Here is a 26535-nt window from a genome sequence, read left to right as displayed (position 1 = left end):
TATATCAAACGAATAATAGGTTAAATGAATCTACAAAAATTATACTCAATATACCTCTTACCCCTTATCGTCAGCATGCTGACGATAGGGTTGGTAACTAGTTGTTCCGACGATGATGAGGCACTGCAAAGCCAATATGGCTATGTGCAGTTCAAGCTTTATAAGAGTGCCTCATTTGATAAAGGGACAACTACTCGTGCAACGGACAAACTCGAATCATTGTCGAGTGCACAGAAAATTAAAGTTGTGATGGAGCATAACGGTACAACCGTTTCGCAGACTTTGCCTTTGAACGCATATAATGAAAGCAATGCGGAATATGGTATGCGTAGTGATAAATTGCAGTTGCTTGTCGGTACTTACAAAATCATCGGTTATTATCTGTATGGTAAATTGGATGAGGTATTATTGGCAGGACCCGGCGGAGATGACAATGAACTGATCGTCATCAGTGGCGGACTTCAAGAGAAGGCTTTGGTAGTAGATGCCGTACCTCGCGGAACTGTAACTTTCAAATTGACAAAAGAAGGACTTGCTACTCGTGCTGCCGGTGAATACCTGTTTAGTGATATCCGCTTCATCAAAGTCACAGTGATGAATACCTTCAATCGTGTCACTACCGAATTGAAGGATATGAAAGTCACCTATAAAGAAGATTCTAAGAAACATGAGAATCCTGACAATCCTAATGACCAGTATATGGATATAGGTGTAGCGACCTGTGACTCTGCCGTATGGCTTCCTGCCGGAACTTATCAGGTAGTAGCTTATACCACTTATTCTAAAAGCGGTAGCACAAAAAAGGAACTGGAAACACAAGTTGTCAGAGGTGAACCTTTTATTGTGAAAGATAATGAGTTGACAGAAGATGCTAATGTGCCTATCCAATTGAAAGAAACTGCAGAGTATATCAAAGACTATAGAGCACTGAAAGAAATTTGGGAAGCTTTAGATGGTAAAAACTGGAAATATTATGGAGGTTCAGTAGATAATTCTGTGCATAGCGCAAATTGGAACTTCAATAAAGAAATGGACATGTGGGGGGATCAGCCCGGTGTTGACTTGGATAATAACGGGCGCATTACCGGACTTTCAATTGCCGGATTCGGAGCTAAAGGTATTGTGCCTGATGCTATCGGACAATTAACGGAATTAAGGACGCTGTCTTTTGGTACACACAGCGAAACGCTGAGCGGGAGATTGTTTGGTGAAGACGAACTGACTCCGAATATGAGTGACGAACAGAAACAGCGGATACGTATGCATTATAAGAGGACATTCCTTGATTATGACCCGCGTCAGGGTATGTCGGAACTTATACAAGATGGCATCAATAGGAATCCAGATATGAAACCTATCAAGAAAAACAGTCGTATATCATTGAAGGATACACAAATAGGTACCCTCACCAACCAGATTACGTTTGTTTCGAAAGCTATTATGCGATTAACTAAATTGCAAGCGCTTTTTTTCGCTAATTCGCCTTTTACTCAAGATGCCATCGCAACCGGATGGGCTGACGAGAATTCCGAGTATGCCAAACAGTATATGAATGAAGATTTGAGTTGGAGCAAAATGGAGTCATTGACAGATGTGGAACTGTATAATTGTCCTAATATGACACGTCTTCCGGAATTTATATTTGATCTTCCGGATTTACAGTTGCTTAATATCGCTTGCAACAGAGGTATTAAACCTGACGATATATTGACTGATTGGCAAAAATTGGCGGACGATGAAGATACAGGTCCGAAGATTCAGATCTTATATATGGGATACAACAATCTGGAAGCATTCCCGCCACACGAGTCATTAAAGAAGATGGTAAAACTCGGCTTGTTGGATTGTATTCACAACAATATCAAGACACTGAATCCTTTCGGTACGGAAGTTAAGTTATCAGACCTTAAATTGGATTATAATCAGATTGAAGTAATTCCGGATGATTTCTGTGCTTTTACCGATCAGGTGGAAGGCTTGGGATTTTCACATAATGAACTGAAGTATATTCCGAATATATTCAATGCCAAATCGGTATATGTAATGGGCTCTGTAGATTTCTCGTACAATAAAATAGGTTCGGAAGGCAAAAATATAAATTGTCCGATGAGTGAATTCAAGGGTATTAATGCTAGTACAATTACCTTATCTAATAATCAAATAGGGACATTTCCTACAGAATTGTTTGCGTCAGATTCTCCTATTTCTACTATTGATTTAAGTAACAATAGAATGACGTCGATTCCGAAAAACTCACTTAAACCGAAAGATGGAAATTATAAGAATACGTATATGCTCACTACGATAGATTTACGTTTTAATAAACTGACAAGTTTATCTGATGATTTCCGAGCGACTACTTTGCCTTACTTAAGCAATATGGACGTTAGTTTCAACTGTTTCTCAAAGTTCCCGACGCAGCCGTTGAATAGTAGTCAGTTGCAGGCTTTCGGTATCCGTCATCAACGTGATGCGGAAGGTAACCGTATCTTACGTGAATGGCCTACGGGGATTACTTCTTGTCCGAGCTTGATTCAGTTGCAAATCGGTTCGAATGACATTCGTAAAGTAACTGAAAAGCTAACGCCACAACTGTGGATTTTAGATATTGCCGACAATCCGAATATATCTATTGATGTGACAAGTGTATGTTCTTATATTGAAGCAGGTATGTACGTACTTATATATGATAAGACACAAGATATTCGTGGTTGTGATGCTTTGGATATTGAACGATAATATAAAGGATGCTATTAATGAAATATTTTAGTAAAATAACATTAGGATTAATTCTTTGCACGGGATTCCTGTTCTCGTGCAAGGATGACGATGAAACGAGAATCGACGGTATTACGGTAGATAAGGAAGAAATTACTATCGGTGCTGAAGGAGGAACAGAAAAGATATCCGTTTCGGCCAATGATCAATGGGTGGCACGTGTGTCACAACCTTGGATTGCTGTTTCACCGGCAAATGGTATGGGAACAGCAGGTTGTGTTCTTGCTATAGACTCAACATTGGCAAATGTTGCGCGGACAGCACAGGTGCGTTTTTCAATGGACGGTCGTGAACCTAAATTGGTTACGGTTACGCAATTCGGGTTTGGGAAACAAATTTTGGTAAAAGAGCCGGAAGTGGAGATTCCCAGTTCTGATGCTTACAAGAAACGCCATTTCGAGACTACAATCTCTACAAACGTTAAATTTAGGATCGAGGAAAATGTAGATTATTCTTTTGCGGAAGAGGCTACAATGACCGAAGAGGAAAAAAAGGAAGCGGAGGGAGAACGTACTGGTTGGCTGACATTGCCGAAAGCAGAGGATTTAAAGGTTGATCTTGACAGAGGTGCGCGTCCCCGTACTCTGAAGGTTGATTTCCGTTGGGGAATGAATGTGGCTCCTTATACCCGTGTGGCAAAAGTACGCTTGGTTCCACAGGATCAAGAGAATGATCAATTAGTGGATAATGACGGTAATAAAATAGATGCTGTTGTGCTGATTGTAACACAGAAAGCTGCAATGAAAATTGAAGATAACCGTTCGGGAGACTCATTGGCTGTAATCACGATCAATAGCAAACTTCAGACTATGATGAGTTTCGATACCAGTGAAAGTATGACTAACTGGGATTTTGTAACGCTTTGGGAAGCTACTGATAAAGAGATTAAAAATAACGAAGTTCCTGAAGAAGCAATAGGACGTGTACGTTCGGTAAGCTATGCTATGATTGATTTGCAAGACGGTGAATCATTGCCGAAAGAAATTCGTCACTTGAAGTATCTTGAATCATTCTCTGTCCAGAGTAATGCGAATCGGCAAACTCGTACTTTTCATTTAGGAGAGGAAATCTGTGAATTACAATATTTGAAGAATCTGACGGTGTTCTCTTTCGGAATAGCAGACTTACCGAATGGTTTTGAGAAATTAGGTAAAAAACTGGAGAAACTGGATTTGGCAAGTAATAATTTCAAGACATTGTCTGTGGTTACGGGAATAGTGAATCAGGATAATTTCCCAAAATTGAAATATCTGACATTGACCGGATGCCGTGCTACGGAGACATTAAGAGATTTAAGTCTGATTGAAGGCACTAAATACAATGGCAGAGAGGTCGGATTGTATGTGAATATCTCTAAAGGTCAATCGGAACGGGAGGCTTTCTTGAAATTGCTGACTTGGGATAATCTGCTTTCACTGCAAATGTCATACAATTTTATAGAAGGGGAACTTCCTACAGATGAAGAAGTAACCGAAGCTTTGAGAGCGGCAAATAAACCGTTGACTTATCAAGCAGGAGATTTCTTTACTAAAGATGAACTGACAGCTACGCCGTCCATATACCAGAATCAGATATCAAAAGATACTTGCCAATGGTTGTTGACGACAGATCAGCCTGTGGAATATAAGAAAACCGAAACTACGGTAAACGGACAGCAAATACCGCGTGTATTGCCATTTGCTCGTAATGTTCATTTTAATCTGAATTTTCTGACAGGTGCAGTGCCAAATTGGATCTTATTCCATCCTTATTTTGCATACTGGTACCCGGAAACTATGATATTCAATCAACAGGAGAATGGAAAGAATTCAAGTGGAACTGCGGTTGGATTTACTAATGTGGATCTGGTGAACTACGATTATTCTTATTATTATGGAAAAGAAGATCCAGGGGACAATGCAGTTGTGGAAGGTGTGGCCTATCCGTTGTATTTCAGAAAATTCGTATTATCGGGTACAACAGAATAAGCAATTGTGGCATAAATATCATTAACAAGAATAATTAAAAAAGGAACAATGAAGAAAAAATTCTTATATACAGCATTGTTTGCCATCACATTGGCTTCATGCTCGGAACAAGAACTTATTGAACAACCGTCTACCCCTATAGGGGGGACGGAAGTTCAGCTTCCGGCTGATGTTACTTCTGGTGAACTGCTGATTAAATTCGATCCTCAAATGACAGATATTCTTGATCGGACTCTAAAGGTTACGACAAGAAGTGGAGGAGCTATGACTCGTTCCGGTATTCCATCTACGGATGAAGTATTGGATATTTTGGGAGCATATCATTTTGAACGTATATTTCCGGTAGATGTTAAGAATGAGGAACGCACACGTTCTGCCGGATTACATCTCTGGTATCGGGTAAAGTTCGATGAAAATACAGACTTGAAGGAGGCTGCCGATCGTCTTGCCAAATTGGGCGAGATATCGAAAGTACAGGCCAATGGACATATTAAACGTGCTTATAATACTAAAGGTTATAGGAGTTATATTAGCGAGGCTGCGTTACATCAAAAGTCGGCAACACGTGCTGTAGCAAGCAGTAAATTCTCTGATCCCGGATTATCTTATCAGTGGCATTACATCAACAGTGGTACTAATGATTTTGATAATAAAAACGGGCTTGATAATGGTTCGGAAGTTGGATGCGATGTAGGTTGTGCGGAAGCCTGGAAAAAGTGTACTGGTGATCCTGCTATTGTTGTTGCAATATTGGATGAAGGAGTGATGTTTAATCATCCCGATCTAAAAGGTAATATGTGGATTAACGAAGGGGAGAAACTTTATGCAGATACGGACAAAGATGGTAACGGGTATAAGGATGACGTGTATGGATACAATTTCGTAAATAATACAGGTATTATCTCGTGGATGGAGGCTGAAGATTCCGGACACGGAACACACGTTGCAGGAACAATTGCTGCTATGAATGGCAATAATGAAGGTGTTTGTGGTATTGCCGGAGGTGACGGTCCTGAAAATCCGGGAGTGCGAATAATGTCCTGTCAGGTCTTCTCTGGTATAAATGGTGTCACTTTGGATGCAGAAGCCAGAGCTATTAAATATGCTGCGGATAATGGTGCCGTTATCCTGCAATGTAGTTGGGGATATAACTCTTCCTTGGCTAATATGATTGAAGGATATTCTCCCGGACCGGGTTCGGAGGAGGAATGGGAAAATATGTATCCTCTGGAAAAAGAGGCATTAGATTATTTCGTCAATAATGCCGGTTCTCCTAACGGAGTGATTGACGGTGGATTGGCAATCTTTGCTGCCGGTAATGAATATGCAGGGATGGCGGCATTTCCCGCTGCTTATTCCAAATGTGTATCCGTTAGTGCAGTCGCAGCAGATTTTACTCCCGCTTCTTATTCAAACTATGGTGAGGAGGTGACTATTTCTGCTCCTGGTGGTGATACGGAATATTATAATAAGGTGGGGCAGGATGATCCTGAAAGTTGGTCGGATGGAATATATTCCGGTTCTGTTCTTTCTACATGGATACAGAATGGTACGGCTACATACGGATTCATGGATGGTACGTCTATGGCTTGTCCGCATGTATCGGGAGTTGCAGCGTTGGGATTGTCATACGCTTACCAGCAACGTCGTCATTTCAAGGCTAGTGAATATGTGGAATTGCTTAAGGCATCAACGAAGCCGTTAGATAGTTGGTATGGTGGTGGAAGGGTGAAAAAATATTATCGCAATCATCTATCTGTAGGCGCTTCTCTCACCCAGGTGAATTTGTCGAAATACATTGGTAAAATGGGAGCTGGCCTTATAAATGCAGGAATTCTGCTTGACAATATTGAAGGTAAGGGTTCGGACATGGTAGTACCTAATGTATATGTAGCTGAAGGTATGGAATCAACTCTCAATCTGGCTTACTACTATGTGAAGGGAGAGAATCTGACTTATACCTGCACATCGAGCGATGCATCTATTGCTACAGTCACTGTTGAAGGCACACTAATGAAAGTGTCCGGAGTGAAAACTGGTGCGACTCGCATCTTGGTGAAAGTAAGTAATGGAAACGAACAAACCATAACAGTCACCGTTCGTAAGAAGGCGAATGATAACGGTTGGATGTAAATTCTGATATTTTAATGAAACCATTTACTCTAATACGGCTAATTTTATTAAGTGTAGTCATTGGACATTGCCGGGCGCTCGAAGCCCGGATTGGCTATTCAGCTCCACAGGTGCGAATAGATTCACTTATAAATCCGCCGTTGTTAAAGCAGGCCGGACAAATATTACGTTTCGACAGGAATTTGTTGGATATCGGGACATTAACCGAAGATGATACTCCGAAGACATATCGTTTCATGTGTACTAACGTAAGTGGTAAGACCTTGAATTTAACCCGAGTTAAAACGACTTGCGGATGCATGGTTGCGGATGTTCAAACTGGAGATATATTACCGGACGAGACAAAGGTTATCGGATTGACATACAATCCGAATAACCATCCCGGAACGATAGATGCAAATGCTTTCGTTTATTTGTCTCTCTCTGATACAAAGCCTGTGGCACGACTCACTTTAAGAGGAAATGTGTTACCCGGAGCGGATGAATGGGCGCGATACCCATATAGAATGGGGCAATTGCGGCTCAAACAAAACCGGATGGAATTTAATGACGTAATTTCCGGAAAGCATCCGTCAGAACGAATTCTTTGTGGTAATAGTGGAGAGCGAGAGTTGCGTTTATCAGCCTCCGGTGTTCCCAAGTTTGCAACTTTCTGTACAGAACCGGAGGTTATCGGTCCGGCGGGAGAAGCTGATATAATGGTTACGATAGATGCGTCACAGATTCCTTCAGGAAAAGGCTATTCGTTTACCTTTTCTATTATAATAGAAGGAATAGACGGACCGCAGTCTGACCGTACATTGAATATTAGAGTAAATCGTATTGAGTAACGAAATAAATAAAAGAAATATGAAGAATGTATTTAATTTGATAGTATTATTCGCTTTTGTACTTTGTTTCACTTCTTGTGATGACGATGAGAGGACGGATATTCCGACATTGCCGGTTACTCCGGCTAACTTGAACGGGACGTGGCAATTGGCCGAATGGAACGGACAATCTCTTGCCGAAGGTACATATTGCTACATAACCTTCAACCGCAAGGAACAAACTTTTGAAATATACCAGAAGTTTGACAGTATGTACGCGCGTTATATCACTGGTGATTTTAGCATTGAAAAAGATCCTTATTTAGGATATGTGATTAGTGGTGAATATGATTTTGGTAACGGTGAATGGAATAACGATTACATCGTAACTGATTTATTGGAAGTCGGTTCTATGATTTGGACAGCGAAAGATGATGCGGGAGATGTATCTAAATATGTTCGCTGTGACGAGGTTCCTTCTAAGATTGTAGAAGAAGCGAGAGTTGATACGGATAATTAAGTTTTAATTTACGGAAAGAAAAAGAGGATTCACGCCATTCAGTAAATGGAGTGGGTCCTTTTTTTATACTGATTTATCTCTTTACCTAATAATGTCAGTCATGTCACACAAAAAAAAGTCATGAATTATTTGGAAATAAGATTAAGGATTTCTATCTTTGCATTGGATTTATAATTGTAATGAATACAACTTTGAAAAGAAAGGAAGATGATGAAACCATACGATCGATTATTAGAGCATAATATCAAGCCTTCCATGCAACGCATCGCTATCATGGAATATTTGATGGAGCATCCGATTCATCCGTCGGCTGATGATATTTACACAGCATTGTCTCCTTCAATGCCGACACTTTCAAAGACAACGGTCTATAATACTTTGAAATTGTTTTCTGAACAGGGTGCGGCATTAATGCTTACGATTGACGAAAAGAATACAAACTTTGATGCGGATACTTCTGTACATTCCCATTTCCTTTGCAAACGTTGCGGACATATTTATGACTTGAAATGTCCGGAAGCGATTAAACAAGTGGAAAATTTGGAAATGGATGGTCATCAGGTATCGGAAGTTCATTATTATTATAAAGGTATTTGCAAGAATTGCTTAAGTAAAGATAAAGAAACACGTATTGACTAATTAATTTAAAATTGAGAAGAAAATGAAGAAATTTAGATGTACTGTATGCGGTTACGTTCATGAAGGTGACGCAGCTCCTGAGAAATGTCCATTGTGTAAAGCTCCTGCCAGCAAGTTCGTAGAAGTTGTTGAAGTAGAAGGTGGCGCATTGTCTTTTGCTGACGAACACGTTATCGGTGTTGCAAAAGGTTGTGACGAAGAAATGATTAAGGACTTGAACAATCACTTCATGGGAGAATGTACTGAAGTTGGTATGTATTTGGCCATGAGCCGTCAGGCAGACCGCGAAGGTTATCCTGAAGTAGCTGAAGCTTTCAAACGTTACGCTTGGGAAGAAGCTGAACATGCTGCTAAGTTTGCAGAACTGTTGGGTGACTGCGTATGGGATACTAAAACTAACCTGCAGAAACGTAAAGACGCTGAACAAGGTGCTTGCGAAGACAAAAAACGCATCGCAACTCGTGCTAAAGCTCTGAACCTGGATGCTATCCATGACACTGTACACGAAATGTGCAAAGACGAAGCTCGTCACGGTAAAGGTTTTGAAGGATTATACAACCGTTATTTCGGTGATAAGAAATAATTAAGCCTAATAAACTCTTAAAAGGTCTGTATTCCGCAACGAATACAGACCTTTTTTATTTATATTTGTCTATCAATTTTTAAATACCACAGTTATGAGAAAAGTACAACTATTGTTAGTTTGTTTAATGCTTTCAGCGGCTGCCTTTGCTGCTGATAAGGTGATTAAATTGCCGAAGCCTAATTTAAACCGCACTGGTGCGGTGATGAAGGCATTGTCTGAACGACATTCAACTCGCGAATATGCTTCGAAAGCATTGAGCCTGGCTGATCTGTCTGATTTGTTGTGGGCTGCTAATGGAATAAATCGTCAGGAATCTGGAATGAGAACCGCTCCGTCAGCGTTGAATAAGCAGGATGTGGATGTATATGTAGTAATGCCTGAAGGAAGTTATCTGTATGATGCGAAAAATCATCAGTTGGCACTGATAGCTGCGGGAGATTATCGTGGTGCAGTGGCAGGTGGTCAGGCGTTTGTGAAAACAGCTCCGGTATCATTGGTTTTAATCAGCGATCTTTCTCGGTTTGGTGATGCCAAAAGTCCACGCAGCCAGTTGATGGGGGCTATGGATGCCGGTATTGTTTCCCAAAATATTTCAATCTTTTGTTCTGCTGCTAACTTGGCAACAGTACCACGTGCTTCGATGGACAATGAGCAGCTAAAGAAAGTTTTGAAATTGAAAGATAGTCAGATGCCAATGATGAATCATCCTGTAGGATACTTCAAATAAGGATTCGCAGGAAGACTTATAATCTGTATAAAGAAGATTTATAAGCCTATAAAAAAGAGTGACGCTATCTCTATCGGATACCGTCACTCTTTGCTTGTTATAGCATCACTATCCTGATTGGATACCGTCACTATATTTTCTTCATTATTTCAAGAGAAATTCATCAATCGCTTTCTTGTAAGTTGCTTTATCAGCAGCTCCACGGAAAAGCTGTGGATCCCCTTTCATCGGAATGAACACAAACAATGGAATACTTGTAGCATTAAACAAAGCTGCCAGTTCTTTTTGTTTATCCACGTTAACTTTGTAGATGACAATTTTCCCTGCATATTCCTTTGCCAGTTCTTTCATGATAGGAGCTGTCTGACGGCAAGGTCCGCACCAGTCTGCATATAAATCGATGATGGCGGGCTTGTCGCCTTTGTATTTCCACTCCTTTGATTTCTCATAATCGAAGACGTCTTTCAGAAACATATCTTTGTCCATTACGACGACTTCACCGTTACCTGTTACCTCTTTTTTACCTTGATTGGATTTCCCGCTGTCATTGAAAGCGTATACAATCACGCTTACCATGACAAGGGCTACCATTACTAATACTTTCTTCATTCGTTATCTTTATCTTTTTAACTATAATGCTTTTCAATAACCCCTTGCAGCTCGCTGCTATGGATTACGCCGGAATGTCTCCAGACAGCCTCTCCGTTTTTAAATAATATAAAGGTAGGCACAGCTTGTATGCGATATTTAGTAGCCAGGTCTTCATGCTGGTCAACATCTATCTTTGCAATACGTGCTTTATCTCCTACAATTAATTTTAGTTCTTCTAAAACTGGTTTCATAGCTTTACAGGGTCCACACCATTCTGCAAAGAAATCAACTAAAACCGGTACCGGTGACTGTATTAAATCTTCAAACTTTTCCATAATCTTTCCTTTCTTAGAGTTAAATAGCAGTCATTGGAGACTGCAAATATAAATCCTATTTTATTATAATAACGAAAAAAAGTCGTTTTTGTTCATGCAATAGTAATCGTAAGATTTGTGAAATAGTAATTAGGAGGAGTTTGTCTGAATGAGGATAAGTTGAAAAGAAAAATGGATAATGAACGACGATGTAAATCCATCAGGCTTCATTATCCATTTTTTCTTTATAAATGATTTTTCTGTTTATTCTACAATAGTCAATTCATCAATAATATGAGATGCTCCCGCATATTTGTCGATAATAAATAAGGTATAACGGATGTCAACGCAGGCAGCTCGTTGTGAGGAAGGACGGAAAGCGATGTCTCCTGTCAAACCTTCAAAATTGCGGTCGAAAGCAGTTCCTATCAATTGGCCTTTGCTGTTAAATACCGGACTACCGGAATTTCCTCCTGTATTGTCGGTGTTTACAATAAAGCAGACGGGCATTTCACCGTTTTTACCATAGCGTCCATAATCCTGGGATTTATACAGCTCTTTCAATTTTTGAGGCACTACAAATTCCCAGTTACCCTGATCTTCTTTCTCCATTACACCTTTGAGGGTGGTATGAGCATCATACACAACACCGTCAGCGGGTTCATAAGAAAGTACCTGGCCGTAGGTCAAACGTAAAGTTGAATTGGCGTCCGGATAAATAGGTGTACCTTTTTCCTGTCTCATATCCATCATGCCTTTCACCCATACTTTATGAGCAGCGTCATAGTTCTGATTGGCTTCTTTCATGGCAATGGCTGTTTTCAGGATCCCGTCGGTAATAGAATATTTGAATAATATCATCCAGTCATATCCTATTTTATACAAACTTGGTTTCTTGATAAACTTTTCAAAATTTTTAGGATTGCCAAAAATAGAATGTTCAAAGCAAGCATCGACGAAGGCATCGATACTACCCTTGAAGCGGGAATTGATGATTTCGAAGATATTGATTCGTTGTTCCTCCGGAATATAGTTGGCATAAGTTTTCAGCATCTCTTTGGCAACCATCCGTTCTACTTCGGGGAAGGGGACAGAAGCAAAATACTTATCAGCTTCTTGCTTTAATTTTAGCTTCGCCTCTTTTATTTGCTCCTTATCTTTTGATTTCAGAGCGGCAACCAATTCCATCGTGGAAGGGATGCGCATAAAATCAAGGGCGGTGACCAATGCTTCATTGATAGCCTGCTGATGATAGATCGCGTCACGGCGATGAGCCACAATAGAACGAATCTCATCAAAAGCTTTCTGATATGAATCATCTCCTTTTTCACGGCCACGGGCTAATAATTCCTCTTGTTGCGCACGTTTGGTATCCAGTACGTTGAGACGTACCAGTCCTTCATTCATACCGATGGCATTCTTCCAGTAGTTGGCTGATGAAGCATACTTGCTCGCATAATGAATACGTACGGCAGGATCTTTCAGCATTTGCTCCATGAGTACTTTCTGACGGGCTCCACGTACATGCTGGCGCATAAAGTTGGTCGTTTGCATCCGTTCTTCCACTTCGTCGGAAATCATATATCGCCAGTTACGTCCCGGAAATCCCATCACAAAGGTGAAATCTCCTTCCTGAACTCCGGCAATGCTGATTTTCAGGTGTTTCTTTACCTGCAAAGGAACGTTATCTTTTGAATATTTTGCCGGTTTTCCGTTCTTGTCCGCATAAATACGGAAAAGGGAAAAGTCACCTGTGTGACGAGGCCACATCCAGTTGTCGGTATCTGCACCGAATTTACCGATGGAAGAAGGAGGAGCACCTACCATACGAATATCACTGTACACCGTTTTGATGAACATATAATATTTGTTTCCTCCGTAAAAAGCCTTGAGCTCCAGTTTTGTTGCAGGAGTTATTTCTATGTTCTCTGCTTTGGCGAAACGTTCTGCCACGGTGCCCAGATAACTTGGTGACAGGTAGTTGACACCTTCCGGATCCGGATCTTTTTTCAGTTGCTCATTGACGTAATCGGTCACATCCAAAATCCGGTCGATAAATGTAACGGTCAATCCCGGAGTAGGAAGTTCCGCGTCACGGTTCATAGCCCAGAAACCATCTGTCAGGTAGTCATGTTCCACATTACTGTGTTGCTGGATAGCTCCATAACCACAGTGGTGATTCGTCAGTACCAGTCCTTCGGAAGAGATAATTTCTCCCGTACATCCTCCTCCAAAGTGTACCACAGCATCTTTCAGAGAAAGACCGTTCGCGTCGTATACTTCTTCGATCGGAATTTCAAGACCGAGTTCGCGCATGGCAACTGCGTTCTGGGTTTTCAGATCGGTTAGCATCCACATGCCTTCGTCGGCGTGGATGCTAAGAGTTGCCAGTGAAAATAGGACAAATAGGATTTGTTTTCTCATTTATTCTACGATTGTCATTTCATTAATCAAGTGTCCGCAGTTGCCTAACTTCTCCAGAATGAACAGGACATAACGGATATCCAGGTTAATGCAACGTTGCAGGTTGTTGTCGAAGTTGATGTCACCGCTCAATGATTCCCAGTTACCATCAAAAGCACAACCGATCAGTTCTCCGTTTTCATTCAATACCGGGCTGCCGGAATTACCGCCGGTGATGTCATTGGTAGACAGGAAGCAGACAGGCATATCACCGTTCGGTAAAGCATAACGGCCATAATCTTTTTTCTCAATCAGCTCTTTCAGTTTGGCAGGTACAACGAACTCGCGGTCTTCCGGATTTTCTTTCTCAAGAATTCCTTTAGTAGTGGTGTAATAGTTGTAGTGTACGCCGTCTTTCGGATCGTATGGTTTCACGTTACCATAAGTCAGACGAATGGTAAAGTTTGCGTCCGGGTAAGAGGGGACAGGCAATTTCATTTCGCCCAGACCACGAATATAAGTTTTGTGCAGTAAAGCCAGTTCTTGATCCATGTCCTTGAGCTGGGAAACCAGTTTATCCATCAAGTCATATTTAGACTGGCAGTATTGTAATGCAAGATCGTTGTCGATTGCTTTCACTGACGGCTTCTTTGTAAACTTCTCAAAGTTTGCGCGGTTGGCAAAAATAGAGTTGTCGTACATATCATCAACAAATTTGTTGTAATCGCCCTTATATTTCTGCTCAATTACTTTGTAGATAGACGGACGCTGGTTAGCCGGAACCATTTCCGCATATAACGGGAACAATGCTTTAGCAACTTTGCGGTCTACTTCATGGTCATAATCTTTGTTATGGATACTTTCGTAAGTGCTTTCCAGCGCTTTCATACGTGCTTCGATCACAGAGTCGTTCTTTTCAAGCAATGCTTCACGTGTTTTAGATAACATGACATTACCAAATTCGATAGCTCCGAAGAAAGTCTCTCTCAAACAAGTATATTGATAATTGAGAGGAGTTGTTTTAGCTACCAGGTCGTCGATGTTCTTCACAACTGCCGCATATTCGGCATTGTTTTGTGCCTTTGCAAATTCTGCGAATTTAGCTTCCTGTGCAGCTTTCGTTCCCAACACATCATTATCGATGATGGCTTTATTCATACCAATGGAGTTTTTCCAATAATTGCTGGAACCCGCATACTTGTTAGCATACTGAATACGGATTTTGTCACTGGCATTCATCACTTCCTTCAGGACAGCCAAACGTGCGCCACGAATACGGATACGCGGGTCGTTCTCCGATTCCATACGTTCTTTCACCTCTGATACAGTCAGGTAACGGCTCGTGCTTCCGGGGAATCCCATAATCATTGCGTAATCTCCTTCTTTCAACCCTTTGATAGAGATAGACAAATGTTTCTTTGTTTTCAGGGGAACATTGTTTTCACTGTATTCTGCCGGTTCACCGTTCGCGTCAGCATAGATACGGAACATGGAGAAGTCGCCGGTATGGCGCGGCCACATCCAGTTGTCTGTCTCGCCACCGAACTTACCGATAGAAGAGGGGGGAGCAGCTACCATACGTACATCCGGATATATTTTCTTATAGAAAAGATAGAATTTATTTCCGGCATAGAACGGAAGAGCCTGCGGAACAATTCCTTTTTTGTCTGCCAGGTCACTTTTGAAATAAAGGTCATGAGCTAGCTTTTGAAGGAACGTATTGCTGAATGATTCGGATTCGGTGATTTCCTTTGCCGCAATCTTGGCATTGACAATGTCTGTAACATCTTCGATACGTTCGATAAATGTAAATTTCAGTCCCGGAGTAGGAAGCTCCTTGTCTCTGGAAGTAGCCCAGAAACCATCTGTCAGATAATCGTGCTCAACACTACTATGTTGCTGGATGGATGCGTAGCCACAGTGGTGATTGGTTAGAATCAAACCTTCGGGTGAGATAATTTCTCCCGTACATCCACCTCCGAATATACCTACGGCATCTTTGAGAGAAACGCCGTTTGGATTATATAAGTCCTGGGCTTCTAGTTTTAATCCCTGTTTTTTCATCATATCTATGGAATGTTGCTGTTGCATCAATTGCAATAGCCACATACCCTCATCCGCTCTAACGGAAAATACAAAAAGCGCAGCCAGCGCTACCAGATAAAATCTTAGTTTGTTCATTATTTAATGATAAAATTTGAATATATGATTGTTAATATCTTCTGTTTCTCATTCTCAACTCTCCACTCTCAATTCTCCATTTCTTAAAGCTTCCATGATATTAGCAGGCGGACGTTGATTCATCAGTTCGTTTTTCATAAAGTCCATGTAAGGAGCTACGTGTTTAAAGAACTGATAATAACCTTTGCATAAGTAGTTCAATCCCGGTTCACCTTCTGCCGTTTGGCTAAAACGATTTTTCGGGCATTCCCCGTTGCAGGCAAACAGGAACTCACACTCCTTGCATTGAGTAGGGAGAGACTGGTATTTCATGTTTCCGAAGTTGTGCTGACGCTCGCTATGCATCATTTCTACCAGTGTCTTACTGTAAATGTTACCTAATTTATATTCGGGGAATACAAAGTGGTCGCAAGAATAAACGTCTCCGTTGAATTCCATTACACCGGCATGTCCGCAAGTCTTTGCCATCGTGCATATACCGGGTTGCTCACCCATCCAGTTGGCCAGGGTAGAATCGAATATCTGCACATAGTATTTGCCTACATCTTCTTTCACCCATTCGTCAAAGAGAGTACAGAGGAAGTTCCCCCATTGTTCCGGAGTGATTGAAAAGTCAGCCAGTGTTCCGGCTTTATTTTCGGCAAGAGAAGCGAGATGACGTCCGTCTTCATGTGAAAGAATACGTTCAACGATAGGAGCGAACTGGATATATTGGCAACCGATCTCTTTGAAGAAACGATAAAACTCCAACGGATATTCGGCATTGAAGTCATTAATAACTGCCATTGCATTCCATTCTACCCCGTGTTTCTTCAGAAGATTGATGCCTTGCATCACTTTCACAAAAGAAGGTTTTCCCAATTTGTTTTTGCGATACTCGTCATGAAACTCCTGGGGACCGTCGATGGAGACACCTACCAGCCAATTGTTTTCACGGAAGAATTCGCACCATTCGTCAGTAAGCATGGTTCCGTTGGTCTGGATGCAATTGTCGATCGTACGTCCGCGGGCGTATTTCTTTTGTAGTTCCATTGCCTTTTTATAGAAGGAGAGCGGTCGCATCAGCGTTTCTCCTCCGTGCCAGGTGAAAAGTACCTGCGGCATGGTTTGTGAGTTAATGTACTCGTCGATAAACTTTTCCAGAAGTTCATCGCTCATTACGTGTTTCGGATTGTCTTTGTATAGGTTGGCCTTTTCCAAATAATAGCAATAATCGCATGCTAGATTACATACGGCACCTACAGGCTTTACCATTACGTAAAGCGGTTTTGCAAAAGGGGCAAATGTTGATGTTTTCATGACTGCAAAATTAGATAAACTAAATGAAAAAAATAGCCTTACACCTATGTTTATAAGGATTATTAAAGAAAAGACTCTTACAAGATTTAAATATTGATAAAATGTTTCTTTGAATTCTGAATCAGTTGTACCTTTGTGCACAGAATTTAATGAATAGATGAACGTGAATAAAATTTTGCCTTTTTTGCTTTTGCTTCCGTTTCTGGCTTCCTGTACCAGTAAGTACAAGATTGAAGGAACATCTTCAGTGAATAGTCTGGATGGAAAGATGCTGTATCTTAAATCCCTGCTTGATGGCGAGTGGGTGAAGCTGGATTCTGCTGAAGTGGTGCATGGTCTGTTTTCAATGAAAGGGAAAATAGATTCCGTACAGATGGTGACGCTTTATATGGATGAAGAAAGCATTATGCCGATCGTTCTGGAAAGTGGAAAAATAACAGTTACCATTAGCAATACGGACTTGAAGGCAGTGGGAACTTCTTTAAATAATGCGTTGTACGAGTTTATCAGCAAAAGAAACCAATTAGAAGAAAGTATCAGCGAACTGGAGCAGAAAGAAACCCGTATGGTATTGGATGGAGGGGATCTGGATGAAATTCACAGTCAGCTGGTGGTGGAAGGTGATTCACTGATGCAAGCGATGAATCAGTATGTGAAAACGTTCATTTCCGACAATTACGAAAATGTATTGGGACCCAGTGTATTTATGATGCTTTGCAGCTCTTTGCCCTATCCTATTATGACTCCGCAGATAGATGATATTATAAAGGATGCTCCTTACTCTTTTAAAGATAATAAGCTGGTAAGAGAATTCCTGTCTAAAGCAAGAGAAAACATGAAGTTGATAGAAGAACATCAACGATTGGAACAAAATGCTTCAACAAATAAGTAATACTTGAGTTTTTTGTGTATTTTTGCATAAAACTCAAGTAAAATGAAAACGACTACTGTTTCGGTATACGCCGCTTTCTTTTTTATTTTAGTCTTATCGGTTTCTTGTCGTAGAGATTCGGAGGCCCCCGATGTGGCGTTCCAGAAGATCGAAATGTGTATGGAATCTCTCCCTGATACGGCTCTGTATCTATTAAAATCAGTTCCTCATCCTGAAAAAATGCGTGGAAAGTCGCAGGCGGATTATGCGCTTTTATTAACGCAGGCAATGGATCAGAACTATGTGAAGTTTACTTCTGATTCGTTGATTGCATTGGCACTGAATTACTATACTGTAGAGCGTGGTGACACTGCCATGCGTGCTAAAGCACAGTATTATTATGGTAGAGTGCTGCGTGAATTGGGTAAAGATGAAGAGGCTTTGTCGTTCTTGTCTTCAGCAAAGGAAATGTTCGGGAAGATTCAATGTTGCAAGATGTTTGCCATGGCTACTGATGAAATAGGGATGGTGAACCGGAAAAAGAAATTGTATCAGGAGTCATTGAAGAATTTTCAGGAGTCATACGCTATCTATGAAGAGTTAAAAGATTCTGTGGGTATTGTCAGAGCCGGGCAGAATATAGGACGGGCTTATTTGTTTCAGAATAAATGGGATAGCTGTTATTTCTATTATAATAATGCTTTAGAATTAGCCAGGAAAAAACAGTATCCGTCTGAAGTTTCCATTTTACATGAGTTGGGTATCCTGTATCGTTCTATGGGAGAGTTGAAAAAGTCAGAGCGCTATTTCCTTGCTGCTTATGAAAAAGAAACGGATGAGGAAAGGAAATATGTAGAGTGTATGTCTTTGGGATATTTGTATATACAAATGGGGGATGTGGAGAATGCCAGAAAATATTTTAAGATGAGTGTAAATTCTTCTAAAGAGTATACCCGTATTGACGCATACAACAATTTATACTTTTTGGAAAAGGATATTGATAATTTTGAAGAAGCAATTACTTATCATGAAAAAGCGGATTCCATTGTCAGCGTATTGGATGAGGTCGATTCTTTGGAGTTGATAACAGAACTGCAAAAGCAGTATGAGAACGAAAAACTCCGGAGCGATAATTTACAAATGAAAATGCACCGTACAGTTTTTCTGTTTTGCGGTACGATTGTTTTTCTGATTGTAGCCTTCTATATGTGTTATTACTATTACAAAAGTAAGAACCATAAAAAGAAGATTGCCGAGATTGAATCCCAGATTAGAGATAATGAAGAGGAGATAAAGCGATATCAGCAGGAGATGGAAGAAATCCAGGAGTTGAAAGACCAAGTGCTGGAAGAGAACCGCATACTCGAAGAAAATCGAATGAAGGTAGGCGAGTTGAATGGAAAGATTGTGCTTTTGAGTATGCAGAACAAAACCTTATCGGGGTTGTTGAAAGAACTAGGAGGAGAATTAACTGTCGGACCGTCTTCTGAACAATACATATCTGCCTTTCGATTACTGCTTGCTATAAAAGAGGGAACATTAAGAGGTAAGTTGTCTGATGGAGAACGCTATAAATTGTTTAGTCTGTTTGATTTACTCTATGCTAATTACGTTACCCGATTGCTTGACAAAGCTCCTTTATTGACGAAACGTGATCTTGAAATCTGTTGCTTCCTTAAATTTGGGCTGACTAATGAAGAGTTGGCTCGTATTTTCCAGACCTCTTCCGACTCGGTAACCAAGGCGAAGGGGAGACTAAAAGGCCGGTTAGGCATTTCTTCACAAGAAGATTTAAATGCATTTTTAAGGGACTTTTGATAAATAAAAAATGAATTGTCCGGGTCAATAACAGAATCAAAACATGTATTTTGTTGGATTTTAGATGTTTACGATGAATCAGACACACTGATTTTGTCCGGGTGACTTTTTTTGTGTTTTCAGATGCATGCCGTACTTTTGACCTAACAAAAACCAAATAGCTATATGAAAAATCCTAATGAATTATCTGCTACCTCTTCATGGAGAGGTAACGAATTACAGTTGATAGAACAGAAAGCCAACATTGTTGTCGGAGTAGCTAATTCTCGTACGCGGTTAAGGATAGGAGTTCTATTAAGTAAATATTCAGAGTATCAGGTGGATTATATATCCTCCGAGAGTGAAACAGGTAAACTGATTGAAGAAGCCGATCTAATAATTGGAGCGGGGATTACTGCCTATGAAGGGGTGTTACGCCGGAAACCGGTGATTGTAGTGGGGGATTATGGCTTTGGAGGCTTGGTTACTCCGGATACATTCCGCAAGCATTATAACAATCGGTTTAGAGGAAAGATTAATGGTGCAAGAGGTGAATCTTTCTCATTGGAGAATTTAGAAAAAGAAATTCATAAAGGTTTTAATTTGACTTTTCAAGAATTGCAAATGATGTCAAACCAAACCATAACTTTGCAAAACATCTAAATATCTGAATTCCTTAATTTCTTAATTTAATAGTTTGATGCATAAAACTGGTTAGGAGTGTGGGGGTGCGTGAGCATCCCCATATTCATTTTTAGGTATAATACACAAATTACCGGTCTTGATCTTCGTTTTTCACCATTCCCTTATGTTGCTCCGGGAGGGCACTTTCAACAGCAGCGTATGCCTCTGCCATGGTTGCCTTGATATTTTCCATGCCTTTTCCTTTGGGAGGAATAGGGTCGTGAATAGTCAGAATCATGCGATGGCGATGTATCCATTTGCCTGTGCGTGGAAGGATTTCAAATGAGCCATCGATAGTGACAGGTACCACTGCCAACTGTAAATCATCCGCCAATTGGAAAGCCCCTTTTTTAAAATATCCCATGTGTCCGGTAAAAGTGCGTGCACCTTCGGGAAAGACCACCAGAGAAACTCCGTCTTTCAACGAGTCTTTTGCCTGCCGGATGGTTTCCAAAACCTTCTTCGGGCCGGAACGGTCTACAAAGATATGTCCTGCGCTTTCACAGGCTTTTCCGACGAATGGCAATTTACGCAGACTTTTTTTCATCATCCACTTAAAGTTTCTTCCAATGAAGCCGTAGATGAGGAAAATATCAAATGAACCCTGATGGTTAGGTACAAAAATATAGGAAGTTTTGTCATGCAGCTTTTCGCGCCCCTCAATCTTCACGGGAATCAACAGGAACAGACAAATTAATTGTGACCATATCTTTCCCGGATAATATCCCCAGAAGTGGGCTCCTCCCAAGAGGGAACCTACAATAGTGACGATTGCCGTAAGGATGGTCAGCACTAATAAAATAGGCAAAGCGATGCAAATCTGATAAATATAATACAGTATCTTCATAGGGTTGGATTTTTATCCTGCAAATATACATGATTATTGGTAAAAAAGAGAGGCAGATGCGAGATAATCTTTCCGATTGTGTTATTTTTGCCTCTTGTTAGTAGAGATAGTTATAAAATTATGATACGTATATTACATACTGCCGACTGGCATTTGGGACAAACCTTTTTTGGATATGATCGCACGGGAGAACATGAGGTATTCCTGAATTGGCTGGCAGAAGAAATTCGTCAGAAAGAGATTGATGCATTGATTATAGCCGGAGATGTTTTTGATGTTTCCAACCCTTCCGCTGCATCCCAAAGCATGTATTATCAGTTTATTTATCGGGTGACAGTGGAGAATCCGAATCTGCAAATTGTCATTGTAGCCGGCAATCATGATTCGGCAGCACGTCTGGAAGCTCCTTTGCCTCTGTTGCAGGCTATGCGGACAGAAGTCAGAGGGGTAGTGCGTAAACTTGAAGGTGGAGAAATTGATTATGACCATTTGATCGTGGAACTGAAGAACCGGAAAGGGGAAGTGGAACTGCTTTGCATGGCTGTCCCTTTTTTGCGCCAGGGGGATTATCCGGTCGTGCAGACGGAAGGCAACCTGTACGCGGAGGGAGTTCGCGAACTATATTCGCAGCTTCTGCAAAGGCTATGGAAGCAAAGGACAGCGAATCAGTCGATTCTTGCCATCGGTCATTTGCAGGCTACAGGATCGGAGATTGCAGAAAAAGATTATAGTGAACGTACTGTGATTGGTGGTCTGGAATGTGTATCGCCGGAAGCTTTTTCCGAACAGATAGCGTATACGGCATTGGGGCATATACATAAAGCGCAGCGAGTGTCGGGAAGGGAGAATGTGAGATATGCAGGAAGTCCTATTCCGATGTCTTTTGCAGAGAAACATTATCATCATGGAGTCGTGATGGTGACCTTTGACGGAGGTTGTGCAGTAGACATTGAACGGTTGGAATGCCCGAAATTAATCCCTTTGGTAAGTGTGCCGAATGGAGATCCCGCCTTGCCGGAAGTGGTGTTGGAAGCCTTGAAAGAATTGCCGGAGACAAAGGATGTAGCTCCTTATTTAGAAGTGAAGGTATTGCTGGAGGAACCGGAACCCATGCTTCGGCAGGAGATTGAGGAGGCATTGGCAGATAAAAATTATCGATTGGCACGCATTGTGTCTACCTATCGCACCGATGTAGAAAATACGGAGAAAGAAAACGAGAACTGGAAGAGAGGATTGCAGGAGATGTCTCCCTTGCAGATTGCGCAGTCTGCCTTTGAAAAGATTTATCAGGTGGAAATGCCTGCCGAACTGACAGGTTTGTTTCAGGAAGCCTATTGGGCTGCTACTCATAAAGAAGAGGAGGAAGAAGAATGAAAATACTGGCTATACGATTGAAGAATCTGACTTCGATAGAAGGGACAGTAGAAGTCGATTTTACAGCAGAACCATTACACTCTGCAGGTATATTTGCCATATCAGGACCTACGGGTGCCGGTAAGTCTACTTTACTAGATGCTTTATGTCTGGCACTGTATGATAAAGCTCCCCGTTTCGCAACTTCGGTGGAAAGTGTGAATCTGGCAGATGTAGGAGACAATCAGATAAATCAATCCGATGTAAGAAATTTATTGCGCCGGGGGACCAGCGACGGCTATGCGGAAGTCGATTTCTTAGGCATTGACGGACGGCGTTACCGTTCTCGCTGGTCGGTACGGCGGACAAGAAATAAGATAAGTGGTTCTTTGCAGCCACAAACGCTGGAGGTGAAAGAACTGGATACGGAGAAAGAATTCCAGGGTACCAAAAAAGAGTTGTTGATTCAGTTGGTGGAGTTGGTGGGGTTGACGTATGAGCAGTTTACCCGTACCGTATTATTGGCGCAGAATGATTTTGCGACATTCCTGAAATCGAAAGGAGCGGCCAAAGCGGAGTTGCTTGAGAAGTTGACGGGAACCGGTGTTTATTCCCGGATTTCTCAAGAAGTCTATGCCCGGAATAAGGCGGCACAGGAAGAAGTCACTTTGATTCAGAATCGAATGAATGTGATCGAATTGATGCCGGAAGAAGAATTACTTGCTTTACAAAAAGAGAAAGAGCTGTTGGCCGAAAAGCGTGTGACAGGAATCAAACTGCTGGCAGAGCAGAATGAACAACTGAATGTGGTTCGTTCATTAAAAATGCAGGAAGATCTTTGGAAGAAGAAGCAACAGGAAGAACAGGAGGAACAGGCAAGATTGAAAATGTTACAGGGCGCATTGGCTTCACAAGAAGAAGGATTGGTGCATTTCAAGGCACAATGGGAAGCCATACAGCCGGACTTGAAGAAAGCCCGTCAGTTGGATGTACAGATACAGTCACAGCAGGACAGTTACACACAATCGAAACAGATGTTACAGTCCGCTAATAAACAGGTGTCGGAGCAGGAACAAAAAATGCGGATGGCTACGGAGCAGTTGCAGGTTTCTTATTCTTCTCTGAATCGTTTGCTGAATCATGTAGGAATAGAAAAAGCGTTGCAGCTAGAACAGGTGGAAGAAATTCTACGGCAGGAAGCAGACAAACTGACAGCCGAGATAAACACGAATGAAGAGCGGTTGTTGCGATTAAACTCTTTCGGATATCCGTTATTGACCGAAGAACAGATGAAGTTGCAAAAAGAGCTGACACGCCAACAGAATATCCGGCAATTGACGGAAACGCAGACGAAAACAAAGGCAGAAATAGAACGGTTGGAGAAAGAAACAACTGATTGCCTGAAACAATTGACGGAACAAGAAACCGCATTGAAAGTAACTCAACGCCTTTACGAAAATGTACGTATGGCAGTGGGAAAAGACGTGAAAGCATTGCGTCAGCAATTGCAGGAGGGGGAAGCTTGCCCGGTTTGCGGTAGTACGGCGCATCCTTACCATCAGGAACAGGAGGTAGTAGATACTCTTTTCCGGAGTATAGAACAGGAATATAATGCAGCAGTAGCAAACTGTCAACAGATCAATAACCGGAGCATTGTTTTGCAACGTGATTGGACGCATCAGAAGATGGTGGACGGACAGATTGGAGAACAGTTGGCGGCATTGTATAAAGCTGGGATCGATGCTGGTAACGAAGAGCAGATACAACATCGTTTGACGGAACTGGCAGAACGTATTTTAGAATATCGTAATCTTTATGCAGAATGGCAACGCAGCGATGAAGAAATTAAAAAGATGCGTGCGCATTGTGAAGCTCTTCGTGAGAATGTATCTCTTTGTCGCCTGGCGATGCAGAAAGTATCGTCTGCTAAAGAACAGTTGTTATTACTGCAGAATACTGCTTCAGCCGAACAAAAGAGATTTGAAGTTATAGAGAAAGCGTTGAATGTGCTCCGTCAGGAACGTTCGCAACTATTGAAAGGAAAAAGTGCGGATGAAGCGGAGGCGGTCGTTGCAAAAAGAGAAAAAGAGCTGAATTTGGCTTTGGAGAAAGCACGCAAAGAGGTAGAGGCTGTGCACAATCGCCTTTCTGGTCTGCAAGGAGAGATGAAGCAAATTACGCTGGCTATCGGAGAATTGCAGGAACAGTATAAAAAGATTGAGTCTCCCGAACAACTTCCCGAAATAATAAAGAAACAACAAGAGGAAAATCTGAATACCGAACGTGCTCTTTCTACTATGGAAGCCCGTCTGCTACAACAAGCAAAGAATAAGCTAACTGTGGAGCAGATTGCGAAGGAGCTGGCAGAGAAACAGACGATTGCCGAACGTTGGGCGAAACTTAATAAACTGATAGGCAGTGCGGACGGAGCGAAATTTAAAGTGATAGCTCAAAGTTACACTTTGAATTTACTGTTGCTTCATGCCAATAAACATTTATCCTACCTTTCTAAACGCTATAAGTTGCAACAGGTTCCCGACACGTTGGCGCTTCAAGTGATAGATTGTGATATGTGTGATGAAATACGGACTGTGTACTCTCTTTCCGGTGGTGAATCATTCCTGATATCTTTGGCGTTGGCTTTGGGCTTGTCTTCCTTATCAAGCAATAACCTGAAAGTAGAATCTCTATTTATTGATGAAGGATTCGGCTCTTTGGATGCGGAAAGCCTGCGTACGGCAATGGAAGCATTGGAACAATTACAGATGCAGGGACGGAAAATCGGAGTTATTTCTCACGTACAGGAGATGAGTGAACGAATTTCTGTTCAGGTGCAAGTGCATAAGAAAGTGAATGGAAAGAGTGTGCTTACCGTTGTAGGGTAAGCACATCCATTATCTCCTTTTACATTAATTCGTTCAATTCGCTTAAATTCTTCTTTATTTCGTGGATGCGATTTAAGAACTTCTTGCGGTAAATCCATAAAATCAATCCTAGTCCTCCGCCCCATAACAGGATAAAGAAGGCTATCATGCCTATTCCATATTGCCACACTTGCCAGTAGATAAATGAGAGTACAGCCAGTACCAGGAGGAAAGCAATAGCAATCAGTCGTTCTCTGATGGTCCATCGGTGTATACGGTTCACGCGGCTGATTACCTCTACCAGAGGCATCTCGTCTATTTGAGTCCGTTGGAGGTAGCGGGTGGTGACGATGTCCCAGCAAAGTGCGGGAATCCATGCGAAAATGATAATGATGTAGATCGGGTTCAATCTGTTGTGCAACAACACCTCCGCTAAAAACAAGATCAATATCGGCAAAGAAATCAGAATAAGCTTGATGTTCAGGCTGGCAATGGCATGGATACCTTTGTCTGCATGCCTTATCAGCTTTTCAAGCTCTTCTTCTTTGATGAACTCTTTATCTTTCAAGTGTTCATCCAGGGCATTCCAAGATTTTTTCAGTTCTTCCAGTTCCATATATCTTATTCCTCCTTTTTCATTCTTTTAAGTTTGTCTTTGATGCGGCTTAGTTTAGTCGCTACATTGGTAACCGTCAGTCCGGTAATTTCTGCTATTTCTTCATAACTTTTGTCTTCGAGATAGAGCAGGATAATTGATTTGTCTAGTTGTCCCAGCTGGTTAATCATCTGATAAAGCTGTTTCAGCATTTCGTTGATCGGGTCGTGTGCTTCTATGGTCCAGTCAGTATCTTTGGTGAGACTGACAATTTCCGGTATATTCTTTTCTTTACGATAAAAACTGATACATGTGTTGAGGGCAATACGATAAATCCATGTAGATACTTTACATTCTTTTCTGAATTTAGGATAGGCTTTCCAAAGATTCAGTAGCACATCCTGATAAAGGTCATTGAGCGGAGCATTGGGGTTGGCGTACAGATAGCACACTTTGTAGATCACCCGTTCATATTCGCGGATTACCGACAAGAACTCTTGCTCAATAGGAGGATTGGCTTCTGTTGTTTGTTCTCTCATGAAGTCTATGATTGCTTTTCTGGTTAGTTAGTCGTGAG

20 protein-coding genes and 1 pseudogene are annotated in these 26535 nt (G+C 41.4%); 14 read left to right on the top strand and 7 right to left on the bottom strand.

Annotation, left to right across the window (positions count from 1 at the left end):
- The first annotated feature begins 24 nt into the window (after window positions 1–24).
- From DW862_RS15915 to DW862_RS15880, 8 genes are all read left to right on the top strand, one after another.
- Window positions 25–2739, top strand: a complete 2715-nt coding sequence (locus tag DW862_RS15915) for a DUF4458 domain-containing protein (RefSeq protein WP_120069250.1) — start codon at window positions 25–27, stop codon at window positions 2737–2739.
- Window positions 2740–2756: 17 nt separating this feature from the next.
- Window positions 2757–4745 carry a BACON domain-containing protein gene (locus tag DW862_RS15910; RefSeq protein ID WP_120069247.1) on the top strand — a complete coding sequence of 663 codons (1989 nt, stop codon included), beginning with the start codon at window positions 2757–2759 and terminating at the stop codon, window positions 4743–4745.
- 48 nt (window positions 4746–4793) lie between these two features.
- Window positions 4794–6878 carry a subtilase family N-terminal domain-containing protein gene (locus DW862_RS15905; RefSeq protein ID WP_120069244.1) on the top strand — a complete coding sequence of 695 codons (2085 nt, stop codon included), beginning with the start codon at window positions 4794–4796 and terminating at the stop codon, window positions 6876–6878.
- 14 nt (window positions 6879–6892) lie between these two features.
- A complete protein-coding gene (locus tag DW862_RS15900) occupies window positions 6893–7708 on the top strand; it encodes a DUF1573 domain-containing protein (protein WP_120069279.1) in 816 nt (271 codons plus the stop codon).
- A gap of 19 nt (window positions 7709–7727) precedes the next feature.
- Window positions 7728–8207 carry a lipocalin family protein gene (locus DW862_RS15895; protein ID WP_120069240.1) on the top strand — a complete coding sequence of 160 codons (480 nt, stop codon included), beginning with the start codon at window positions 7728–7730 and terminating at the stop codon, window positions 8205–8207.
- 210 nt (window positions 8208–8417) lie between these two features.
- Window positions 8418–8846, top strand: coding sequence for a Fur family transcriptional regulator (locus DW862_RS15890; RefSeq protein WP_004315958.1), 429 nt, complete (start codon window positions 8418–8420; stop codon window positions 8844–8846).
- A gap of 22 nt (window positions 8847–8868) precedes the next feature.
- The gene (locus DW862_RS15885; protein WP_004297333.1) at window positions 8869–9429 is read left to right on the top strand and encodes an NADH peroxidase; all 561 of its coding nucleotides are present in this window, start codon (window positions 8869–8871) and stop codon (window positions 9427–9429) included.
- Between the two features lie 94 nt (window positions 9430–9523).
- On the top strand, window positions 9524–10159 hold the full coding sequence (locus DW862_RS15880) for a SagB/ThcOx family dehydrogenase (RefSeq protein WP_165861932.1): 636 nt from the start codon (window positions 9524–9526) through the stop codon (window positions 10157–10159).
- Window positions 10160–10303: 144 nt separating this feature from the next.
- Here DW862_RS15880 and DW862_RS15875 read toward each other — a convergent pair whose 3' ends face one another.
- The 5 genes from DW862_RS15875 to DW862_RS15855 form a co-directional block, all read right to left on the bottom strand.
- Complete coding sequence (locus tag DW862_RS15875; protein ID WP_120069232.1) at window positions 10304–10768, bottom strand: co-chaperone YbbN; 465 nt, start codon at window positions 10766–10768, stop codon at window positions 10304–10306.
- 17 nt (window positions 10769–10785) lie between these two features.
- Window positions 10786–11085, bottom strand: coding sequence for a thioredoxin (gene trxA / locus DW862_RS15870; protein ID WP_004315954.1), 300 nt, complete (start codon window positions 11083–11085; stop codon window positions 10786–10788).
- 243 nt (window positions 11086–11328) lie between these two features.
- Window positions 11329–13488, bottom strand: coding sequence for a S46 family peptidase (locus DW862_RS15865; protein ID WP_120069229.1), 2160 nt, complete (start codon window positions 13486–13488; stop codon window positions 11329–11331).
- The gene (locus DW862_RS15860) at window positions 13489–15648 is read right to left on the bottom strand and encodes a S46 family peptidase (RefSeq protein ID WP_009040909.1); all 2160 of its coding nucleotides are present in this window, start codon (window positions 15646–15648) and stop codon (window positions 13489–13491) included.
- Between the two features lie 54 nt (window positions 15649–15702).
- Complete coding sequence (locus DW862_RS15855; protein WP_008021790.1) at window positions 15703–16947, bottom strand: anaerobic sulfatase-maturation protein; 1245 nt, start codon at window positions 16945–16947, stop codon at window positions 15703–15705.
- A 157-nt stretch (window positions 16948–17104) separates the two neighbouring features.
- Here DW862_RS15855 and DW862_RS15850 point away from each other — a divergent pair, with 157 nt between their 5' ends.
- The 3 genes from DW862_RS15850 (at window position 17105) to DW862_RS15840 (ending at window position 20278) form a co-directional block, all read left to right on the top strand.
- A complete protein-coding gene (locus DW862_RS15850) occupies window positions 17105–17839 on the top strand; it encodes a DUF4369 domain-containing protein (RefSeq protein WP_008021792.1) in 735 nt (244 codons plus the stop codon).
- Between the two features lie 42 nt (window positions 17840–17881).
- Complete coding sequence (locus DW862_RS15845; RefSeq protein WP_120069224.1) at window positions 17882–19636, top strand: tetratricopeptide repeat protein; 1755 nt, start codon at window positions 17882–17884, stop codon at window positions 19634–19636.
- 165 nt (window positions 19637–19801) lie between these two features.
- A complete protein-coding gene (locus tag DW862_RS15840; RefSeq protein ID WP_049703084.1) occupies window positions 19802–20278 on the top strand; it encodes a hypothetical protein in 477 nt (158 codons plus the stop codon).
- A 109-nt stretch (window positions 20279–20387) separates the two neighbouring features.
- Here the strand turns inward: DW862_RS15840 and DW862_RS15835 are convergent, their stop codons facing one another.
- Complete coding sequence (locus DW862_RS15835) at window positions 20388–21146, bottom strand: 1-acyl-sn-glycerol-3-phosphate acyltransferase (protein WP_004315944.1); 759 nt, start codon at window positions 21144–21146, stop codon at window positions 20388–20390.
- A gap of 120 nt (window positions 21147–21266) precedes the next feature.
- Here DW862_RS15835 and DW862_RS15830 point away from each other — a divergent pair, with 120 nt between their 5' ends.
- The 3 genes and pseudogenes from DW862_RS15830 to DW862_RS26760 all read left to right on the top strand — a co-directional run.
- The gene (locus DW862_RS15830) at window positions 21267–22520 is read left to right on the top strand and encodes an exonuclease SbcCD subunit D C-terminal domain-containing protein (protein WP_118218184.1); all 1254 of its coding nucleotides are present in this window, start codon (window positions 21267–21269) and stop codon (window positions 22518–22520) included.
- Window positions 22517–25384, top strand: coding sequence for an AAA family ATPase (locus DW862_RS15825; protein ID WP_120069221.1), 2868 nt, complete (start codon window positions 22517–22519; stop codon window positions 25382–25384). The genes DW862_RS15830 and DW862_RS15825 overlap by 4 nt, the downstream gene beginning before the upstream one ends.
- Window positions 25385–25867: 483 nt before the next feature.
- Window positions 25868–25912 (top strand): annotated as a pseudogene (locus DW862_RS26760) (hypothetical protein); the annotation flags it as partial.
- A 72-nt stretch (window positions 25913–25984) separates the two neighbouring features.
- Here DW862_RS26760 and DW862_RS15815 read toward each other — a convergent pair.
- On the bottom strand, window positions 25985–26497 hold the full coding sequence (locus tag DW862_RS15815; protein WP_008021804.1) for an RNA polymerase sigma factor: 513 nt from the start codon (window positions 26495–26497) through the stop codon (window positions 25985–25987).
- Window positions 26498–26535 lie beyond the last annotated feature (38 nt).

This window comes from Bacteroides sp. AM37-9 (genome assembly GCF_003603455.1).
GTDB lineage: Bacteria > Bacteroidota > Bacteroidia > Bacteroidales > Bacteroidaceae > Bacteroides > Bacteroides xylanisolvens.
Note: the sequence above shows the minus strand (reverse complement) of the source record. Positions and strands in the feature narration are given on the sequence as shown.

Excerpts from the sequence above, each read along its gene's own strand:
- DW862_RS15845 (WP_120069224.1), top strand. The coding sequence starts at position 17,882 with ATGAAAACGACTACTGTTTCGGTATACGCCGCTTTCTTTTTTATTTTA.
- DW862_RS15900 (WP_120069279.1), top strand. The coding sequence starts at position 6,893 with ATGAAACCATTTACTCTAATACGGCTAATTTTATTAAGTGTAGTCATT.
- DW862_RS15880 (WP_165861932.1), top strand. The coding sequence starts at position 9,524 with ATGAGAAAAGTACAACTATTGTTAGTTTGTTTAATGCTTTCAGCGGCT.
- DW862_RS15910 (WP_120069247.1), top strand. The coding sequence starts at position 2,757 with ATGAAATATTTTAGTAAAATAACATTAGGATTAATTCTTTGCACGGGA.
- DW862_RS15865 (WP_120069229.1), bottom strand. The coding sequence starts at position 13,488 with ATGAGAAAACAAATCCTATTTGTCCTATTTTCACTGGCAACTCTTAGC.
- DW862_RS15815 (WP_008021804.1), bottom strand. The coding sequence starts at position 26,497 with ATGAGAGAACAAACAACAGAAGCCAATCCTCCTATTGAGCAAGAGTTC.
- DW862_RS15915 (WP_120069250.1), top strand. The coding sequence starts at position 25 with ATGAATCTACAAAAATTATACTCAATATACCTCTTACCCCTTATCGTC.
- DW862_RS15905 (WP_120069244.1), top strand. The coding sequence starts at position 4,794 with ATGAAGAAAAAATTCTTATATACAGCATTGTTTGCCATCACATTGGCT.
- DW862_RS15835 (WP_004315944.1), bottom strand. The coding sequence starts at position 21,146 with ATGAAGATACTGTATTATATTTATCAGATTTGCATCGCTTTGCCTATT.
- DW862_RS15825 (WP_120069221.1), top strand. The coding sequence starts at position 22,517 with ATGAAAATACTGGCTATACGATTGAAGAATCTGACTTCGATAGAAGGG.
- DW862_RS15895 (WP_120069240.1), top strand. The coding sequence starts at position 7,728 with ATGAAGAATGTATTTAATTTGATAGTATTATTCGCTTTTGTACTTTGT.
- DW862_RS15860 (WP_009040909.1), bottom strand. The coding sequence starts at position 15,648 with ATGAACAAACTAAGATTTTATCTGGTAGCGCTGGCTGCGCTTTTTGTA.
- DW862_RS15830 (WP_118218184.1), top strand. The coding sequence starts at position 21,267 with ATGATACGTATATTACATACTGCCGACTGGCATTTGGGACAAACCTTT.
- trxA (WP_004315954.1), bottom strand. The coding sequence starts at position 11,085 with ATGGAAAAGTTTGAAGATTTAATACAGTCACCGGTACCGGTTTTAGTT.
- DW862_RS15855 (WP_008021790.1), bottom strand. The coding sequence starts at position 16,947 with ATGAAAACATCAACATTTGCCCCTTTTGCAAAACCGCTTTACGTAATG.
- DW862_RS15890 (WP_004315958.1), top strand. The coding sequence starts at position 8,418 with ATGAAACCATACGATCGATTATTAGAGCATAATATCAAGCCTTCCATG.
- DW862_RS15885 (WP_004297333.1), top strand. The coding sequence starts at position 8,869 with ATGAAGAAATTTAGATGTACTGTATGCGGTTACGTTCATGAAGGTGAC.
- DW862_RS15875 (WP_120069232.1), bottom strand. The coding sequence starts at position 10,768 with ATGAAGAAAGTATTAGTAATGGTAGCCCTTGTCATGGTAAGCGTGATT.
- DW862_RS15850 (WP_008021792.1), top strand. The coding sequence starts at position 17,105 with ATGAACGTGAATAAAATTTTGCCTTTTTTGCTTTTGCTTCCGTTTCTG.
- DW862_RS15840 (WP_049703084.1), top strand. The coding sequence starts at position 19,802 with ATGAAAAATCCTAATGAATTATCTGCTACCTCTTCATGGAGAGGTAAC.